This window comes from Streptomyces sp. MS19 (genome assembly GCF_047200595.1).
Classification (GTDB): domain Bacteria; phylum Actinomycetota; class Actinomycetes; order Streptomycetales; family Streptomycetaceae; genus Streptomyces.
In genome coordinates this window covers 287,410-304,893 of the sequence record NZ_JBJZOH010000002.1, presented here as the reverse complement: position 1 = coordinate 304,893, position 17,484 = coordinate 287,410, and the positions used below count along the sequence as shown (strand labels likewise).

The window sequence follows — 17,484 nt, the reverse complement described above, 5'->3', positions numbered from 1 at the left end:
GGGGGGGGGGGGGGTGGGCGGCCCCCCCCCCCCCCCCCCCCCTCTCTCTCCCCCCCCCCCCCCCCCCCCCCCCCCCCCCCACCGTCCCCCCCCCCCCCCCCCCCCCCCCGATTCCGCTGTGCGCGCGCCGGATTCAGGCGCGCAGTCGGGCGCGCGGTCAGCCGCGCTGGATGCCGGACGTGTCCTGGAGGACGCCACGGCGCCCGTCCTGCGTCTGCGCGACGAGCGACTGCCCCCGCTGCTCGACGGCCAGGTACCAGGTGCCGGGCGCCAGTTCGGCGATCGGCGTCGGCGACCCGTCCTCGCCGTACAGCGGCCTGGCGGCCGGGACGGCGAACCAGAACGGCTGGAAGTCCGAGGGACCGCCGGTCGCGGGCGCGACCTGCGTGGCCTGGTACGGGGCCGGCTGGCCGCCCGCCGCCGGGTAGCCGTAGCCGCTCTGCTGGCCGCCGAACGGCGGCTGCTGGCCGTAACCGGCGGGCTTGGGCGCGCCGGCCAGCGGCGCCTGGAGACCCGGCACGACCGGCGTCATGACGGCGACCGCCGCCAGCGCCAGCGAGGCCAGCAGGCCGATGATCAGGCCGACACCGACGTCGAGGCCGAAGCCGCCGCCCAGCGACCAGACGGCCGCCCACGCGGAGGTGACCGTCAGCGCGATGCCCCACTGGTCGAGCCGCAGTCCGCCGAGCTGGCGCTCACGGTTCGGCAGGAAACGCGAGCCGACGATCGCCGCAGCACCCAGGATGCCCGCCAGGAAGACCGAGGGGAGCACCGGGAAGATGTTCGACTCCCAGGCATTGGTGCTCCCGCCGTAATCGCCGTCCATCGAGTAGGTGTCGAGGAAAGAGGCGATGAAGAGCAGGACCGCTGCTCCGATCACTACTGCGTCGCCTCGGGAGAGCGAGCGGTTGTTCACGTCTGATCCTTTGCCGTTCTCGTCGTCATGGTCAGGTCGAAAAGGTGCGCCCATCGTACGGACGCCGCCCGCGCGGGGACCGGCGGACGGGGGCGACTGTTTCCGACACGACACGCTTGTGATGAGGTCGTGACCCGCCCCGGGACGGCTCGCCGCACAGGTCAGCCCCCCTGCCCCGTACGCCGCAGCACACGCAGTGAACGGCAGCCGCGCAGCGCCGTGAAGGCACCGCTGCGCGCCGCGCGCCGCCACACACGGTACGGCGGCTGACCGCCGTCCGCCGGGTCGGGGAACACGTCGTGGATCGCCAGCAGTCCGCCCTCGGCGAGCTTCGGCACCCACCCCTCGTAGTCCGCCGTGGCGTGCGCGTCCGTGTGCCCGCCGTCGATGAACACCAGGCCGAACCGCCCGCCCAGCGCCGCCGCCGCGGCGCCGGAACGGCCCACGACCGCGATCACGTACGGTTCGAGACCCGCCTCGGCGACCGTGCGGCGGAACAGCGGCAGGGTGTCGAGCCGCTCCGGGGCCGCCGCGTCGAGCAGCGACGGGTCGTGGTACGCCTCGCCCGGCTGCTGCTCCTCGCTGCCCCGGTGGTGGTCCACGGTGACGGCGACCGTGCCCGCACGCCGTGCCGCGTCCGCGAGCAGCAGCGTGGACCGGCCACAGTAACTGCCGATCTCCAGCAGGGGCAGACCCAGCCGCGCGGCGTCGCGGGCCGCCGCGTACAGCGCCCGGCCCTCGTCGGGCGGCATGAAGCCCTTCGCCGCCCCGAAGGCCGCGAACACGCCCGCGTCCTCAGCCACACATCCCCCTGCGGTCCCCGTCGTACTCCCCACATGCTGCCCTACCCGGGGCGGGCGGGGGCCACGGGGGTCGTGTACCGGTCAGGCGGTTCCGCGCCCGGGGCCTCAGGGCGTGGCGAGCGGGGCCTGCTGGAGGGGCACGGGCTTGGTGATCTGCGGCGCGGCCTCCTCGTACGGGGCGTACGCGGGGGGCCGGTACTCCGGGGGCGCCTGTTCCTGGGGCGCGGGTTCCTGCAACGCGTACTCCTGGCCCACGTCATTCTGGGACGCGTCGTGCTGCTGTGCCGCGTCCTGCGGTCCTGGCTCCCGCGACGCCGGCTCCTGCGGCGCGAACTCCCGCCCGCCGTCCTGCCCCACCTGCTGCTGCGGCACGTCCTCCGCCTCCGCCCCCCGCGGTTCCCCGGCCGACGCCGCCGCCACCGCGTCCTCCGCACTCCACCCGTACACGTCCCCCACCCCGTGCTCCCGCCGCGTGCCCGGCACCGAAAGCCGCGCCAGCCCACACGGCGTCTGCTCCGTACTGAACGGCAGCAGCAGCTCGCCCTCCACTGTCCACCGCCCCGTGCCCCTCAACCACCCCTCGGGCGCCGCCAGGTGCCGCAACTCCCGCTCACCCGGCCGCCACACCGCCACCCAGTCCCCCTCCGCCGCCGCCACCCGCAGCGCCACCCCGCAGTCCTCCGGCACCAGCACCTGCCCCGGCTGCGCGGCGAACGGCGTCATCCGCACCCCGTCCTCCCGCAGCGCCTCGGGAAAACGCACCGGCCGGTGACTCCCCAGCACCGCCCACCCGATCCGGTCACCGCCCGGCGCGTCCGACCGCACCAGCAGCAGCCCGCTGTCCGGATCGGCCAGCAGCAGCCGGTCGTTGCTCTCCTCCGCGATCCGCAACAGTTCGGAGGGCCCGCCCCCGCGCTCCACGTCCACGGTCACCGCCCGCGTACGCCCGCGCCCGTCCGTATGGTCGAGCGCCAGCAGCCGCCCCTGCCGGTCGAGCCACGCGCCGCCCGAGCACGGCCCCGGCAGCACCGTCACCAGCTCAGGGCCGAACGCCCCGCCGCACACCAGCCACAGCGCCGTCCCCGACAGGCCGGTCGCCGCGTCCCTGGCACGCGGCGCCAGCGCGTACACCCGCGTCCCGTCCGGCGCGGGCGGCAGCAGCGTCAGCCGCTCGCACTCCACGGCGCCCAGCGGCAGTTCGCCCGTCTCCGGGCCCGACGGGTAGAGCAGCGAGAAGTGGCACTTCCCGTCCGCGCGCCGCCCGATCAGCACCCGCCCGTCCGCCAGCGGCACGAGCGCGCTGTCCGGGTCCTCCGGCTGCGTGCCCGGCAGCCTGACGGCGTACGGCTCGGGCCCGTCGAGCGTCCAGCGCTCCGGGCACCACCCGCCGTCCCCGCCCGTGAGCCTCGCTGCGTACGAGCCGTCTGCCGCGATCACCAGAGGCGCGGGCCGCCACCCCGGCGGGGCCGTGACCGTCATCGGACTCTCCTGCTTCCTGTGCTTCCCCGCCGGTTCGTGGAGGTTCCTGGAGGTTCCGGCGGGACAAGTGGGACCAGAGGGGGGTACCTCCACCGAGGACGCTAGATTTCGGGCCACCGGCCGAACAACTCTGCCGGTCCTCCTTCACACGGAAGGGTGACAGTTGGTCGAACAGCATGATCAACTGGACGCTCTGTGCTTCTCGTCCCCTCCCGCAGATACCCCGGCGTTCCGTCCACCCGCCACCATCCAGCCCACACCGGGACGAACCGGTACGGAACGCCCTCCCTTGCCCCGCGCGTTCCCCCCGATCAGATTCCCCGGCCGGGCGTGTCCCCGGGACGGGTAGCCTGGGCCCGTGCCCGTACTCTCCGACGTGACCGCCGCGCTCGACGGCCTGTGGCCCCGCGAACTGGCCGAGGGCTGGGACGCCGTCGGACCCGTCTGCGGCGACCCGGACGCCGAGGTGACGCGCGTCCTGTTCGCCCTCGACCCGGTGCAGGAGATCGCCGACGAGGCCATCGCGCTCGGCGCCGACCTCCTCGTCACCCACCACCCGCTCTACCTGCGCGGCACCACCACCGTCGCCGCCGACACCGCCAAGGGCCGCGTCGTCCACACCCTGATCCGCAACGGCGTCGCCCTCCACACCGCCCACACCAACGCCGACCGCGCCGACCCCGGCGTCTCCGACGCCCTCGCCGCCGCCCTCGGGCTCCGCGTCACAGGACCCCTCGTCCCCGACCCCGCCGACCCCACCGGGCGGCGCGGCCTCGGACGCCTCTGCGAGCCCGACCGCCCCCTCGACCTGGCGTCGTTCAGCGCACTCGCCGCCGAACGCCTCCCCGCCACCGTCCAGGGCGTCCGCGCCACCGGACCCGCCGACCTGCCCCTGCATACCATCGCCGTCTGCGGCGGCTCGGGCGACAGCCTCTTCGACGCCGTACGCGCCGCAGGCGCCGACGCCTACCTCACCGCCGACCTGCGCCACCACCCGGCGTCCGAGGCCCGCGAACACTCCCCGCTCGTCCTTGTGGACGCCGCCCACTGGGCCACCGAATCCCCCTGGTGCGTCCAGGCCGCCGCCCAACTGGACGCCGTGTCCGAACGGGCCGGCTGGGGCCTGCGCACCCACGTGTCCCAGCGCGTCACCGACCCCTGGGCCCTCCACCGGCCGTCACCCACCACAGCCGTCCCATGACGCACCGCCCCATGTCCCCACCGCCACCCGCCGCCGGCACAGACCGAGCAGACCCCAGCAGAGGAGCCCCCAACTGAACGCCGCGCCCGCCGATCAGATCCGGCTGCTGGACGTCCAGGACCTGGACGTCCGGCTGACCCAGCTCGCCCACCGCCGCGCCCACCTGCCCGAGCACGCCGAGATCAAGGCCGTCGAGACCGACCTCGCCCAGCTCCGCGCGCTGCTCGTCGCCGCGAAGACGGAGGAGAGCGACACCCTCCGCGAGCAGACCAAGGCCGAGCAGGACGTCGACCAGGTGCGCCAGCGCGCCGCCCGCGACCAGCAGCGGCTCGACTCCGGCCTCGTCACCAGCCCCAAGGACCTCTCCGGCCTCCAGAGCGAGATCGCGTCGCTCGCCCGCCGCCAGGACGACCTGGAGAACGTCGTCCTGGAGATCATGGAGCGCCTGGAGAGCCTCCAGGCCCGCGTCGTCGAGTTCACCGCCCGCGTCGAGGACCGGGAGCGTACGGCCGCCGAGGCCGTCGAGCGCCGCGACAAGGCCACGGCCGGGATCGACGCGGAGGCCGACACCGTGCGCGCCGACCGCGAACGCCTCGCCGCCTCCGTCCCCGCCGACCTCCTCAAGCTCTACGACAGGCTCCGCGAGCAGCAGGGCGGCGTCGGCGCCGCACGCCTCTTCCAGCGCCGCTGCGAGGGCTGCCGCCTCGAACTCAACATCACCGAGGTGAACGAGGTGCGCGCCGCCCCCGCCGACACCGTCGTCCGCTGCGAGAACTGCGGCCGCATCCTGGTGCGCACCTCCGAGTCCGGCCTGTGAGCGGCGCGGCGCCCGGCGGGCGCAGGCTCGTCGTCGAGGCGGACGGCGGCTCCCGGGGCAACCCGGGCCCGGCCGGCTACGGCGCGGTCGTCCTCGACGGCGTCACCGGCGAAGTCCTCGCCGAGACCGCCGAGTACCTCGGCACGTGCACCAACAACGTGGCCGAGTACCGGGGCCTCATCGCCGGGCTCCGCGCCGCCCACGCCCTCGCGCCCGACGCGGCGGTGCGCGTCCGCATGGACTCCAAGCTCGTCGTCGAGCAGATGTCGGGCCGCTGGAAGATCAAGCACCCCGACATGCGGCCCCTCGCCATGGAGGCGCGCGGCGTCTTCCCGGCCGGGGCGGTCACGTACGAGTGGATGCCGCGCGAGCGCAACAAGCACGCCGACCGGCTGGCCAACGAGGCGATGGACGCGGGCGCGCGCGGCGAGACATGGCGCCCGCCGGCCGACGCGCCCGCCCGTACGCCCGACCTGGCCGACCCGGAACCGCTCCCCGAGACGCCCACCGTCGGCTGGGGCGGCAGCGACGCCCCGGCGACCACGCTCCTGTTGCTGCGGCACGGCGAGACGGCGCTGACGCCGGAGAAGCGGTTCTCCGGCAGCGGCGGCGCCGACCCCGAACTCTCGGAGACGGGCCTGCGGCAGGCCGAGGCGGCAGCGGCGGCGATCGCGGCCGCCGGGGGAGTGGCGGGCGTCGTCAGCTCGCCCCTGGCCCGCTGCCGCCGCACGGCCGAGGCCGTCGCCGTACGGCTGGGCCTGGAGGTCCGCTTCGACGAGGGCCTGCGCGAGACGGACTTCGGCGCCTGGGAGGGCCTGACGTTCGCCGAGGCGGGGGAGCGGTACCCCGACGACCAGCAGGCATGGCTGCGCGACCCCGGCGGCGACACCGGCCCGACAGGCGGCGAGACATTCACCGCCGTCGCACGCCGGGCGGCGGTGTCCCGCGACAAGGCCATCGCACGCCACGCAGGCCGGACGGTGCTGGTCGTCAGCCACGTGACACCGATCAAGTCACTCCTCTGTATGGCACTCGGCGCACCCCCCTCGGCAATGTTCCGCCTGGAACTGTCCCCCGCGGGCTTGTCCGAAATCGCCTACTGGCCAGACGGCGGCACAAGCATCCGCAGGGTGAACGACACATCACACCTACACACCTGACCCCACCAACTCACGGCACAAAACACCCCAACTACCTATCCCGCCACGCGTTGGTACCCCTCGCAGGGGCGATGAGGACCCCGCCCGTATCGCCTCCAGCACCGCCGCCGCCAGCGGCAGAATGTCAGGCCGCGCGCCGCCTGACATTCCCGCGTCCCACCTCGTCGGACGGGTGACATACGCCGACGACGCTGGGAGAGCCCCCGATGAACGTGTTCCTGTGGACCGTGCAGGCGGTGCTGGCCGCCGTGTTCGCCCTGTCCGGGCTGCTGAAGCTGGTCCTCCCCATCGACCGGCTGGCGGCGCAGCTCCCCGTCGTCCGCGACTACGCGCCGCGCACCATGCGGCTCATCGGCGTCGCCGAACTCCTCGGCGCCATCGGCCTGATCGTCCCCGCCGCCACCGGCATCGCCCCCACCCTCACCCCCGCCGCCGCGACCGGGCTGGCCGTCCTGATGCTCCTGGCGGCCCGCGCGCACCTGCGCCGCAGTGAGTCGCAGGCACTGCCCGGGAACGCCGTGCTGTTCCTGCTCGCCGCGCTCGTCGCGTGGGCCCGCTTCGGCCCGTACGCCTGGTGACGGGCGGCCGGGGACCGTTAACGCGTTGCGGCGGTCCGTGCCCGGCCGCCAGACTCCCGGCATGCTGAAGCCCATGAGCGAGACCTCACGCGACGTGTCCGCCCTCTTCGCCAGCGGGCGGCTTGTCGCGATCCCCCGCCGTACCGCCCGCCGCGAGCAACTGCTGAACCACCTCGCCGAGACCCTCTTCGAGCCCGGCCGCGACTACTCCGAGCGCGAGGTCAACGACGCGATCGCCACCGTCCACGACGACACCGCCGCCCTGCGCCGGTACCTGGTGGACGCGGGCCTGCTCGCCCGCAGCCCGGACGGTACGGTCTACCGCCGCGTCACAGCTCCGTGACCACCACGTCCAGCTTCCCGGGCCCCGGCGCCTCCACCACGTAACCGAGGTCCCGCAGCGCGCCCGTCAGCGCGGCCGCCGATCGCGGCAGGGCGCCGGCCGTGAGCAGGTCGCGCAGCATGCGGCCCTTCGTCGCCTTGTTGAAGTGGCTGACGACCGACCGCTTCTCCACGCCGTCCACCACGCGCGACTGGAGGACCCGCACGGTCACCGTCCGCCGCGCCACCTCACCGGCGGGCCGCCACATCGCCGCGTACGCGGACGACCGCAGGTCGAGCACGACCTGCCCGTCCGCCGCCTCCGCCATCGCCTCGTCCATCGGCGTCCGCCAGTACGCCGACAGCACGCCGAGCCCCGGCAGCCGTACACCCGCCGCGCAGCGGTACGACGGCACGCGGTCGGTGATCCGCAGCGCGCCCCACAGCCCGGAGAACACCACCACCGACGCCCGCGCCCGCCGCCGCGCCGCCGCGTCGAGCGACGCCAGGCCCAGCGCGTCGTACAGCACGCCCGTGTACAGCGCACCGGCGGGGCGTGCCGGGGCCGACCGCAGGCGGGCGTTCTTCGCCACCTCGCCGCGCAGCCCCTCGCTGAGGCCGAGCACCTCGCGCGCCTTCTCCTCGTCGGCCGCGCACAGGGCGGTCAGCTCGTCGAGCACCGCCTCGCGCGCCGCGCCCAGCGCGGGGAACGACAGCCCGCCGAGATCAACGGGCGCACCGGCGCCGTCCCCGGCCTTACCCTCCGATGGTGGCAGCAGCACAAGCACCGGCACAGCGTACGAGACGCACACCCGCGAAACCCAACCGTGACCGCCCCGACCAGGCCATATGGACCCGCGTCGCCCCGGCGCCCGGCACCCCGGCGCTCGACCTGCTCACCGCCTCCTTCGACCAGCTGCGCTACGCGCCGCACGCCCACGCCGAGTTCGCCGTGGGCGTCACCACGGGCGGCCTGGAGACCATCCGTTACCGGGGCGCCGACCACGTCTCCGCGCCGGGCACCCTCGTCGTCCTCGAACCGGGCGAGACCCACACCGGCGGGCCCGCCACCCTCACCGACGGCTTCGCCTACCGCGCGTTCTACCCGCCGCCCGTGCTGCTGGGCGAAGGCGTCACCGGCCGCCCGTACTTCCGCAGTCCCGTCATCGAAGACCCCGCGCTCGCCACTGCCCTCGACCGCGCACACCGCGCCGCCACGAACCCCACACCCGACCCGCTGCGCACCGAGACCGACCTGCTGCACCTCCTCACCGCCCTCGCCCTGCGCCACGCCGCCCCCGGCACCGCCCGCCCCCTGTGCCCGCTCCCCGGCCCGGACCGTATAGCCGACGCCATGCGCGAACGCCTCGCCGACCAGCTCGCCGCGCCCCCCAGCCTCGCCGCCCTCGCCACCGAACTGGGGCTCTCCCGCTACCAGGCGCTGCGCGCGTTCCGCACCTCCACCGGCATGACGCCCTACGCCTGGCTCGCCCAGCACCGCGTCAACCGCGCCCGCGCCCTGCTCGAACGCGGCTGCCGCCCCGCCGACGCGGCGGCGCGCGTGGGTTTCGCCGACCAGGCGCACCTGACCCGCTGGTTCCGCAGGGTGCTCGGCGTCACACCCGCCGCGTACCGCAACAGCGTTCAAGACGCCGCGCGCCGTCCCCGCTGACGCTGGGGGCATGTCACCACGAGGCTGGTTCCTGTTCGCCCTGATGTGCGTCATATGGGGCATCCCCTACCTGCTGATCAAGGTCGCCGTCGAGTCGGTCTCCGTGCCCGTCGTCGTCTTCTCGCGCACCGCCATCGGCGCGCTGCTGCTCCTGCCGTTCGCCGTCCGGCACCTGCGCGCCCTGCGCCCGTACGCCCTGCCCATCGCGGCCTTCGCGGCCTGCGAGGTCATCGGGCCGTGGGCGCTGCTGTCCGACGCGGAACGCCAGCTGTCCAGCTCCACGACCGGCCTGCTGATCGCCTGCGTGCCGGTCGTCTCCGTGCTCCTCACCAGGGAACGGCCGGACGCCCGCCGCTGGACCGGACTGATCGCGGGGCTCGTCGGCGTCGCCGTCCTCGCCGCGCCCGAACTGACCGGTGGCAGCGCGTGGTCCGTCACCGAGGTCCTGCTGACCGCCCTCGGCTACGCCGTCGCGCCCCTGATCGCCACCGGGCCGCTGAAGGACGTCCCCACGCTGCCGCTGACCGCCGCCTGCCTGGCCCTGGCCGCCCTGCTCTATGCCACCCCGGCCGCCCTCACGCTGCCCGACACCATGCCTTCCGGCCGGGTCCTGGGCGCGCTCGCCGCGCTGGGCGTCGTCTGCACGGCGCTGGCGTTCGTCATCTTCCTCGAACTGATCCGGGAGGTCGGCATCTCGCGCGCCGTCGTCTTCACGTACGTCAACCCGGCGGTCGCCGTCGCGGCGGGCGTCACGTTCCTCGACGAGCCGCTGACGGGCGCGATGATCGCCGCGTTCGCCCTGATCCTGGCCGGATCGGTGCTGGCCACGGGTAGAATGGCACGCACGGCGGACGAGCCGACCGGGCGGTCGCGTCGGGATGCACCGCATCCCGCCGAGGAACGTCCGGGCTCCACAGGGCAGGGTGGTAGGTAACGCCTACCTGGGGTGACCCACGGGAAAGTGCCACAGAAAACAGACCGCCGGGGCTTCGGCACCCGGTAAGGGTGAAACGGTGGTGTAAGAGACCACCAGCGCCCAGGGTGACCTGGGCGGCTCGGTAAACCCCACCCGGAGCAAGGTCAAAAGGGGCCGCCTCGCGGCGGCCCTGCGCGGATGACCGAGGGCTGCCCGCCCGAGTCCGCGGGTGGACCGCACGAGGCCGGTGGCGACACCGGCCCTAGATGGATGGCCGCCTCCCCCGGGCGCCGCGAGGCCCCGGGGAGACAGAACCCGGCGTACAGGTCGACTCGTCCGCCGCCCCTGCCGCTGACCAGCGGCGGAGCGGCCTATTCCCTGATCCGGAACCGCCCTGGGGATTCCCTGGGGAGAGCTGGCCGGTGCCCGCTCCCCGGGCGGCTCGCCGCCCCCGTCCGCCGAGGTCTCCTCGCCGGCGCGCGGCCACCGCCTGAGCGCCGCCATGCCGCGGGTGCCCACCCGTGGCAGGAAGTGGATGTACGTCCGGAGCGTGAATGCCGGGTCGAGCTTCGCGATGGTCCCGCCTGCCTGGAGAACCACCGAGGCGAAGGTGAGCCGGAGAACGTGGAAGCCTTCTTGACGAGGCATTCCCATGTGACGGGCTTCCACGGCCCTGCTCGGCCCTGGGCTGTGGTGATCTGGCGGGGGCCTTCGTCGTTCGGGTCGTGATGCGGGGACTCAGCCGTGCTGCTGGGATGCGCTACGCAGCGAGGACAGCGATCCGTTCGGACATTTCTCTGACCCTCGATTCGTCGCGGTGAGGGGCGAACGCGCGGCTGACCTCTTGGAGGCGTTCGACGCTGCGCTGAGAGTGGATGCCTTCCTCGATCAAGTTAGCGGCCTTGTGGGTGGCGTCCAGCGCTCCGTCAAGGTCGCCGGTCTGCTGGTAGGCGAGGGCGAGGGTGCCGTAGCGGACTGCTCGATCGCGTGGCGCAGCCTGGGCGACGGAGCGCTCCAAGGCTTCGGTGGCCTGCCGCGCTTGCCCGCTGAGCAGCAGAAAGCGGCCCTCGGTGGACCTGAGTTGGGATTCGCCGAACCAGGTGAGGTAGCCGGGGGTGTCGGAGGCGTCGGCGTGGTCGAGGGCATCGAAGGCGCGGTTGAGGGATTCCGCGGCCTTCCTGGTTTCTCCCGCCTTGCTGTAGACGGTGGTCTGATGGGCAGCCAAGGACGCCCGCATGACGCTGGAGACTCGGTTGCGTACGGTCTCGGCGGTGTCCATCAAACTGACGGCGGCCTGCTGCTCGCGCTGGTTCGCGGCTTGGGTGGCCATGAAGCACAGCGTGTGAGCTCCCAGGGCGTCGTCCTTCGCCGTCCTGGCAGAGCGGAGGGCGGCCGTGTAGTGCTGTTGCGCGGCCGTGTGGAGGCTGGCGTCGTAGCTCATCCAGCCCAGCAGGCAGCACACTTCGGCGGCCAGGGTGTAGAGCCGCCGACCCGTCGCCTCGGTATAGCGGCCGTTGTCGAGCATACGGGTGATCAGGCGCAGGTCGGCCCGTGCGGAGTCGAGGTAGTCGCCTCCCCCTGTCTCCTCCTCCATGGCACGCAGGGACTCGACTCGATGAGCCATCCGGTCCACTGTGGCGGGCGTGACCGTGTCTCCGGCTGTGGCTGCGGCGACCGCCTGATCGGCGGTGGCCCACTGGGCGCCGATGCCCGCGAGCGCCGTGCCGCCGATGCCGAGGAATCCTCTCCGGTCCATGGATGCACTCTCCGCAAGTCGAGTCAGGGATTCCAGCGTAGCCGCCGGGGTCCAGGGGGCTGCAATGGTCAAGTTCTCCCATGCGGGCAGCCAGTAGGGCCACGGGACGGACCTGCGTGAGGAATCGGGAACTTTCAGCATGTCGGCGATCACCCACTGGGTGATGTCATCCGGGGCGTGATCACCGCGTTCCCATTTGAAGATCGTGGACCTGGTGGTTCCCAGGTTGCAGCCGAGTGCGCGACCGTGCAGCCGGATCGACTCGGCGAACTTCGTCTTGCCCTGGCCGAGCTTGGCTCGCACGAAGGCCAGTGGGTGGTGCAGTGCCTCGTCCGCGCGATCGGCCATCAGGACTCCCCGCTGTCACCTGCCTGCTCAGCGTAGCGCGGCTGGCGGCGTGCACACCTGGCGGGACAAGGAGGTGAAACCCCCTTGAAACCTTATGCCGTTGCCGTCGAGAGGTGGATGGTCGTTATCGCGTCCCGGAGACCGGGCGACCCAGAAGAGGGAAGCGGAGTGTGATCCGTCGTGCTGGAGCGACTGCGTAGCTCGATGCCCCATGGCTTCCGCGGTGCACCGGCAGATGGCCCGGTGGCCGCGGCGCGGCAACGAGTCGTCTCAGTGGTCTCTGGCTGGCACCTCGGTCTTTCGCAGGACCGGCTGGACGATCTCCGGCTGCTCGCCAGTGAAGTGGTCACCAACGCCCTCAAGCACACCAGCGGCGCATGCGCTGTTTGCGTGCGGTGGACCGGGACGCGAGTCCGGGTGGAAGTGACCGACCAGGATTCCGCTCTGCCACGGCCTGCCGATGGCGGGCTGGAAGAGGAGTCGGGGAAGGGGCTGATGCTGGTTGCCGCGCTCTCCGCGGAATGGGGAGCGGAGCCCAGCACGGCCGGAAAGACCGTGTGGTTCGAGATCGCGCCCGACGAGTCGGCGGCGGCGCGCCGCCGGCCAGCCGGAGACGCCTTTCCCGCATCGTCCCACACGCACGTCCGCCTGCTACTGCGCGGCGCCGCGTAGGTGCGCTGTCCCGGCACGCCCAGTCCCTCCGGGAAGCCCATCGGCCAGTAGCAGCCTGCGCCGGGTGCGGGGCTACCCCCGAATCCGCTCCGGCGTCGGCTTCCCGCCCGCCTCTGCCGAGGTGTTCACCCAGCCGGTCACCGGGTTCCCCCTGCCCCTCGGCGGGGGCGGGCTCATTCGGCATCCCCTTGACGAAGGAGTGAGCGTCAACGTGATTCAGCACCGGGCCTTACAAGACCTCGGCAGCGCTGTACCGGTCCGCGTCACAGTGGACCGAACCTTGCGCGTCAAGATCATCGATGCATGTGGCATGACCTGCACGTTCTGCCACAACGAGGGAACACCGGTCAGTGCGGACAACCGTGCACGGCAGGTTGGGGGTGCCCTCTCCGGGGCCTACAACCCCGCTGGCCCGTCCGGTCGGGTGTCCATCTACCTGGCCTCGAACGGCGCGCGCTTCATCGCGGCGCCCATCCACGCCACGGAGGCGTTCCGCGTCGCCCTCGAACAGCTCCGAGAGGCCCTCGGCTTCACCGAGGTGCATCTCACGGGTGGCGAGCCCACCCTGCACCCGAAGCTGGCGAATGTCGTCGCGCTGGCGGGCAACAGCGGCTACCGGGTCAGCGTCACGTCCAACGGAGAGAACGGCGCGAAGATCCTCCCGGGCTGCGTGCAGGCTGGGCTCCAGCGCATCAACTTCTCGATCTTCGGCACTGACCCCGGCGAGCTGGCCGAGGTGCAGAACGAGAAGTTCCGCAGGGGTGGGCCGGCTGCGGCTAAGATCAAGGCGTTGGACGAATCGATCCGTGTGGCGCTGGACTTGGGCCTGAGGACGAGGGCGAACGTCGTTCTTCCCGACCGTTCGCACGTAGGGCGCGTTCACCGGCTCCTGGAGCGGTACTCGCCGCACCTGTCGGTCCGCGTCCTGTCGTCGCTGGCGGACGGCGAGGGGTCCCTCGACGCCATCGACACCCTGCTGGCGGAACTCCAGGCGGAGCCGTACGAGGTGCATCTCATCGCTGGTACGTCGGGCTTTCGTGTCTCGTACCGGCTGCCGAACGGGCGCGTGCTCATCGTCAAGCACATCCGCCCGCTCCGACTGCCCGAGACTTGCACCGGGTGTCGATTCAACGATGACGCTGACTGTCAGGAGGGGTATTACGGGGTGCGGCTTTACCGTGACCCCGCGGGAACCTTCCATGTCGGTGTGTGCATTCAGCGTATGGACCTGTGTCTCCCCGTGGAAGAGTTCGTCCGCGGCGGGCTGTGCGACGAAATCAGAAAGCTGCGGGAACGGGAGTTCTACGACCTGCACGCGTAACCCGTGCATATCGAAGGAAAGTGATGGCGGAACACGAGTACGAGGCCAAGTTCCTGGCGATCGATGTGGAGGTACTGCGGGACAAGATCCGTGACGCCGGCGCGGAACAGGCGTTCGCCCGCACCATGTTCACTCGCCTGATCTTCGAGAACGACGCCGTTCAGGGGAAGCAGTGGCTGCGCCTGAGGGATGAGGGCGGGAAGACCACGCTCACCCTCAAGCAGGTCAGCGACGCCACCCACATCGGTGGGACTACGGAGATCGAGATCGAGGTCAGCGATCTGGAGAAGACAGCCGAACTCCTGAAGGCTGTCGGCCTGCGGCAGGTCCGCTATCAGCAGAACTACCGCGAGGAGTGGCAACTCGACGGCATCACCTACGACTTCGACACCTGGCCCGACCTGCCCACGTTCCTCGAAGTCGAGGGGCCGTCCGAAGAATCCGTCCGAAGGGCCGTCGCTCACCTCGGCCTGGACTACACCGAGGCGCGATTCGGCAGTATCGACCTGATCTACAAGAGCGAGGCGAACCGCGACATCCTCGCCGAGCCGACGCTGCTCTTCACGCGGCCATGAGATCAGCGCGGAGCCGGTGAGGCCGCTGCCCGCAGTCCGCCTGCGGGCAGCAGCCGCTGTTTGAGGTGCACGCGGTCACGAACGTTTCCCGGCGCCGGGGTGGGGGAACGGCCCGACGCCACGCGTTCGGCGCCACGCTCACGTGTTCGCTGGCGGTCGGGCTGCTGTTCCCGCAGGTCGAGCCGTCTCGGTTCCGAGTGCGTTCCCCCACGAGTCCGGACCGCTTCGGCCTCCCCGGCGGCTGCGCCCGCCCGGGGGAGGAGGTGCCGGCCGCCTGCCGCCGGGAGGTGCGGGAGGAGACGGGGCTCGACATCGCGCCGCGCCGCGTCCTGGCCGTGCACCAGATGGCCGCCGCCGGGACCACCGCGGAGGGCGTCAACATCGTCTTCGACGGCGGCCTCGTCCCCAGGGCGACAAGGCTGACACTGCCACCCGACGAACTGTCCGGCTACCACTGGATGCCGGTCTCCGACCTCCCCGACCTGGTGGCGCCGTACACGCGTTGGCGGATCACCACGGCCCTCACCGCACTACACGGCGAAGCGGTACACCACATCTACGACCACCCCGACAACCTCACCGCCACGGGCGACGCGACATCCTGGTCTTCCGCCTAGGAGCCCCAACGGGCTGCGGCCGGAGCCGAGTTCCCAAGCGCGTTGCCGTCGCCGATGCGGACCGGGTCGGTCTCGAACAGGTACAGGCCCTGTTTGCCGGTCACGGCCAGACTCCGGCCGTCCGGCAGCCAGCGGCAGTCCATCGGGTTCCTGCTGTCGTCCGGGTCCGCGTAGAGCCGGACGGTCGTCTCGTTCTCGCCGGTGTCGGCGGCCCAGACGCGTACGGTGTGGTCGCCGACGGAGGCCAGGCGGGTGCCGTCGGATGACCACGCGCAGGTCTTCACGGGGTGGGTGTGGCCGCGCAGGACGTGCAGCGTCTCGCCGGTGGCCGCCACCCAGACACAGATGTCGGGCCCGTTCGCGCCGGCGAGCAGGGACCCGTCGGGAGAGATGCCGAGCAGGCGGCTGGAACTGTCGACTTTCCGGCTCGTGCCGCTGGGCAGATCGTGGACGACCGTGCCGCCCAGGCCGCTGTAGGCCAGCCAGCTCGCGTCCGGGGCGACGACGCAGCGCAGCATCCGGCCGGTGATGGCGGGGTGTTCGAGGACCTCCCGTTCCTGCCCGGTGGCCACGTCCAGCAGGCGTACGGTCCCGTCCTCGCACGCGGCGGCCAGCCAGGCGCCGTCGGGGGCGGCGGCGAGGTCGAAGACATGGTTCGTGGCCGCGCTGAGCAGCGACTCGCCGGGGCGGACCGGGCATTCGATGCGGTGCAGCAGCCGGCCGGTGGTCACCTCCCAGATCGCGACGGCGTCGCGGTCGGCGGCCGCCAGCCAGGCGCCGTCCGGGGCCACGACGCACGAGCTGTAGCGGCCGGAACCGAAGGCGTTGCGCCGATCACCGGTGACGGCGTCCCAGATCGTGATCCGGCCGTCCGGCCCGTTGTTGTCGGTGGTCGCGAGCCACGAGCCGTCAGGCCCCGCCGCGCAGGACGACAGGGGAACCCGGCGCGGATCGGGCCGTTCGGCGGCGCCCGGGGCGTCCAGGTCCCAGAGCCAGAGGGTGCCGTCCTGGCAGCCGACGGCCAGCCGCGCGCTGTCCGGCGAGAACGCGTACGACGTCACCGGCGAGTTGTGCTCGCCGAGCGGGACCGGAGCGGAACGGCCGCCCGTCGCGTCCAGGAGCGTCGTGCGCGTCTCCTCCGGCGTGGCGGCGAGCCACGAGCCGTCGGGAGAGACCGCGTGCACCGGCCCCAGGGGGCATGCGAAGGTCGCGCGCACCTCACCGGTGGCGGTGTCCCAGACGCGGGTACGGCTCTGACGCGGGCCGGTCTCGGCGGCCAGCCAGGACGCGTCCGGCGCCGACACGAACCGTTCGTTGCCGTCCACGTCGAACGCGTCGTCGTCCGCGGTGACCGTCCGGGCGGCGGGCGCCGTTGTGTCGAGGAGCCGGCCGTCCGGCATCCCGTACAGCGCGAGCGGCTGGGCGGGGCGGCCGAGGGCGAGCCACGTCCCGTCCGGCGCCGTCGCCACCGGCTTGTCATCGGGCCCCGCGTCCAGTTCGCCGGACAACCGGCCGTCCGGCATGCGGTGGAGCCTGATGCGGCGTCGCCCCGCCGTTGTGCGCGGCTCACCGATCGCCAGCCAGGCGCCGTCCGGGGCCGCGGCCACCAGCCGTCCGTCGAACATCCCGCGCAGGTCCCCGGACTCCACGTCCCAGACCCACACCGCACCGGCCGCGTGGGTGGCCAGCCACTCTCCTGAGGACGGGAGGACGCAGCCGTGTATCCGGTTCGGCACGCCGGCACCGTGATCGAGGGTCGGTCCGGGCCGCCACGTACGAACGTCCCAGAGCCGGACCGCGTTCCGCCGGTCGGGGCTGAACCCGCCGGTGATCGAGACCAGTCGGCGACCATCCGGCGACCAGGCACACCAACGGGCGTCGCCCTCCCGGCCATCGAGGACCCGGGCCAGGTGGGGGGCGGGTCGATCCGGCATCGGCCACCTGCTCCGCAGGCCGGGGCCGGACGACTCCACCCTCGACGCCAACTCCGGTACACCGCTCAACCGGAGCGTCAGGGCATCACGCAACTCTCTCTCGGACTCGGCACGGGCGAGTAAATGCGCGACCCGAGCCAGCTCACGCCGCAACACATCAGCCACGGGCCCGCCGACACGCGTCAACTCTTCCTCAACGCCTGGCAGCCCACTCGCCCAGAGCTTCGCCGCGACCTCGTCAAGGGCAGACGGATCGGAGATCAACACACGTGACCCTTACTCATCGCCTCACCACCACCGACACCCCACACAGGAGCACCGACGACCCGGGAGGTGCCCTGCCCCCACGGTACCGACCCCGGCGGTGGAGCCCCTCCGAGGGGCGATCAGGACACGAT

At 72.7% G+C, this 17,484-nt stretch carries 16 protein-coding genes, 1 other RNA gene and 1 pseudogene; 12 read left to right on the top strand and 6 right to left on the bottom strand.

All coding sequences use genetic code 11. From position 1 onward, the window contains the following. Positions 1-157: 157 nt before the first annotated feature. The 3 genes from ACL02R_RS03970 to ACL02R_RS03960 all read right to left on the bottom strand — a co-directional run bounded on the left by ACL02R_RS03970 (position 158) and on the right by ACL02R_RS03960 (position 3,198). Complete coding sequence (locus tag ACL02R_RS03970; protein ID WP_412795424.1) at positions 158-916, bottom strand: hypothetical protein; 759 nt, start codon at positions 914-916, stop codon at positions 158-160. A 161-nt stretch (positions 917-1,077) separates the two neighbouring features. Then, on the bottom strand, positions 1,078-1,668 hold the full coding sequence (locus ACL02R_RS03965; protein ID WP_412795438.1) for a class I SAM-dependent methyltransferase: 591 nt from the start codon (positions 1,666-1,668) through the stop codon (positions 1,078-1,080). Between the two features lie 156 nt (positions 1,669-1,824). Next, positions 1,825-3,198, bottom strand: coding sequence for a hypothetical protein (locus tag ACL02R_RS03960; RefSeq protein WP_412795423.1), 1,374 nt, complete (start codon positions 3,196-3,198; stop codon positions 1,825-1,827). 358 nt (positions 3,199-3,556) lie between these two features. Between ACL02R_RS03960 and ACL02R_RS03955 the strand changes: the two genes are divergently transcribed. The 5 genes from ACL02R_RS03955 to ACL02R_RS03935 all read left to right on the top strand — a co-directional run bounded on the left by ACL02R_RS03955 (position 3,557) and on the right by ACL02R_RS03935 (position 7,297). Next, entirely contained in the window at positions 3,557-4,399 is an 843-nt protein-coding gene (locus ACL02R_RS03955) for a Nif3-like dinuclear metal center hexameric protein (RefSeq protein ID WP_412795422.1), read from the top strand. Between the two features lie 73 nt (positions 4,400-4,472). Then, the gene (locus ACL02R_RS03950; RefSeq protein WP_412795437.1) at positions 4,473-5,216 is read left to right on the top strand and encodes a zinc ribbon domain-containing protein; all 744 of its coding nucleotides are present in this window, start codon (positions 4,473-4,475) and stop codon (positions 5,214-5,216) included. Further along, entirely contained in the window at positions 5,213-6,376 is a 1,164-nt protein-coding gene (locus ACL02R_RS03945) for a bifunctional RNase H/acid phosphatase (RefSeq protein ID WP_412795421.1), read from the top strand. The genes ACL02R_RS03950 and ACL02R_RS03945 overlap by 4 nt, the downstream gene beginning before the upstream one ends. Positions 6,377-6,582: 206 nt before the next feature. Continuing rightward, positions 6,583-6,954: a DoxX family protein gene (locus tag ACL02R_RS03940; protein WP_412795420.1), complete on the top strand. Its 372-nt coding sequence runs from the start codon at positions 6,583-6,585 to the stop codon at positions 6,952-6,954. Positions 6,955-7,027: 73 nt separating this feature from the next. Then, the gene (locus ACL02R_RS03935) at positions 7,028-7,297 is read left to right on the top strand and encodes a DUF2087 domain-containing protein (RefSeq protein ID WP_412795419.1); all 270 of its coding nucleotides are present in this window, start codon (positions 7,028-7,030) and stop codon (positions 7,295-7,297) included. Here ACL02R_RS03935 and yaaA read toward each other — a convergent pair. Continuing rightward, entirely contained in the window at positions 7,284-8,063 is a 780-nt protein-coding gene (yaaA, locus tag ACL02R_RS03930) for a peroxide stress protein YaaA (protein WP_412795418.1), read from the bottom strand. The genes ACL02R_RS03935 and yaaA overlap by 14 nt on opposite strands. A gap of 59 nt (positions 8,064-8,122) precedes the next feature. Between yaaA and ACL02R_RS03925 the strand changes: the two genes are divergently transcribed. From ACL02R_RS03925 to rnpB, 3 genes and pseudogenes are all read left to right on the top strand, one after another. After that, positions 8,123-8,947 carry an AraC family transcriptional regulator gene (locus ACL02R_RS03925; RefSeq protein WP_412795436.1) on the top strand — a complete coding sequence of 275 codons (825 nt, stop codon included), beginning with the start codon at positions 8,123-8,125 and terminating at the stop codon, positions 8,945-8,947. Between the two features lie 10 nt (positions 8,948-8,957). Next, a pseudogene (locus ACL02R_RS03920) lies at positions 8,958-9,713 on the top strand (DMT family transporter); the annotation flags it as partial. Positions 9,714-9,799: 86 nt separating this feature from the next. Beyond that, an RNA gene (gene rnpB / locus ACL02R_RS03915) (RNase P RNA component class A) lies at positions 9,800-10,202 on the top strand. A 421-nt stretch (positions 10,203-10,623) separates the two neighbouring features. Here rnpB and ACL02R_RS03910 read toward each other — a convergent pair. Continuing rightward, positions 10,624-11,967, bottom strand: coding sequence for a transcriptional regulator (locus ACL02R_RS03910; protein ID WP_412795417.1), 1,344 nt, complete (start codon positions 11,965-11,967; stop codon positions 10,624-10,626). A 180-nt stretch (positions 11,968-12,147) separates the two neighbouring features. On the opposite strand from ACL02R_RS03910, the gene ACL02R_RS03905 reads away from it, so the two are divergent. From ACL02R_RS03905 to ACL02R_RS03890, 4 genes are all read left to right on the top strand, one after another. Further along, positions 12,148-12,639: an ATP-binding protein gene (locus ACL02R_RS03905; RefSeq protein WP_412795416.1), complete on the top strand. Its 492-nt coding sequence runs from the start codon at positions 12,148-12,150 to the stop codon at positions 12,637-12,639. 64 nt (positions 12,640-12,703) lie between these two features. Then, positions 12,704-13,960 (top strand): radical SAM protein, encoded by a 1,257-nt coding sequence (locus ACL02R_RS03900; RefSeq protein WP_412795415.1) that lies wholly within the window; start codon positions 12,704-12,706, stop codon positions 13,958-13,960. Positions 13,961-13,983: 23 nt separating this feature from the next. Next, positions 13,984-14,535 (top strand): class IV adenylate cyclase, encoded by a 552-nt coding sequence (locus tag ACL02R_RS03895; protein ID WP_412795414.1) that lies wholly within the window; start codon positions 13,984-13,986, stop codon positions 14,533-14,535. Between the two features lie 197 nt (positions 14,536-14,732). Continuing rightward, entirely contained in the window at positions 14,733-15,152 is a 420-nt protein-coding gene (locus ACL02R_RS03890) for an NUDIX domain-containing protein (protein WP_412795413.1), read from the top strand. On the opposite strand, the gene ACL02R_RS03885 is transcribed toward ACL02R_RS03890, so the two are convergent. Next, positions 15,149-16,888 (bottom strand): WD40 repeat domain-containing protein, encoded by a 1,740-nt coding sequence (locus ACL02R_RS03885; RefSeq protein ID WP_412795412.1) that lies wholly within the window; start codon positions 16,886-16,888, stop codon positions 15,149-15,151. The genes ACL02R_RS03890 and ACL02R_RS03885 overlap by 4 nt on opposite strands. Positions 16,889-17,484: the final 596 nt, after the last annotated feature.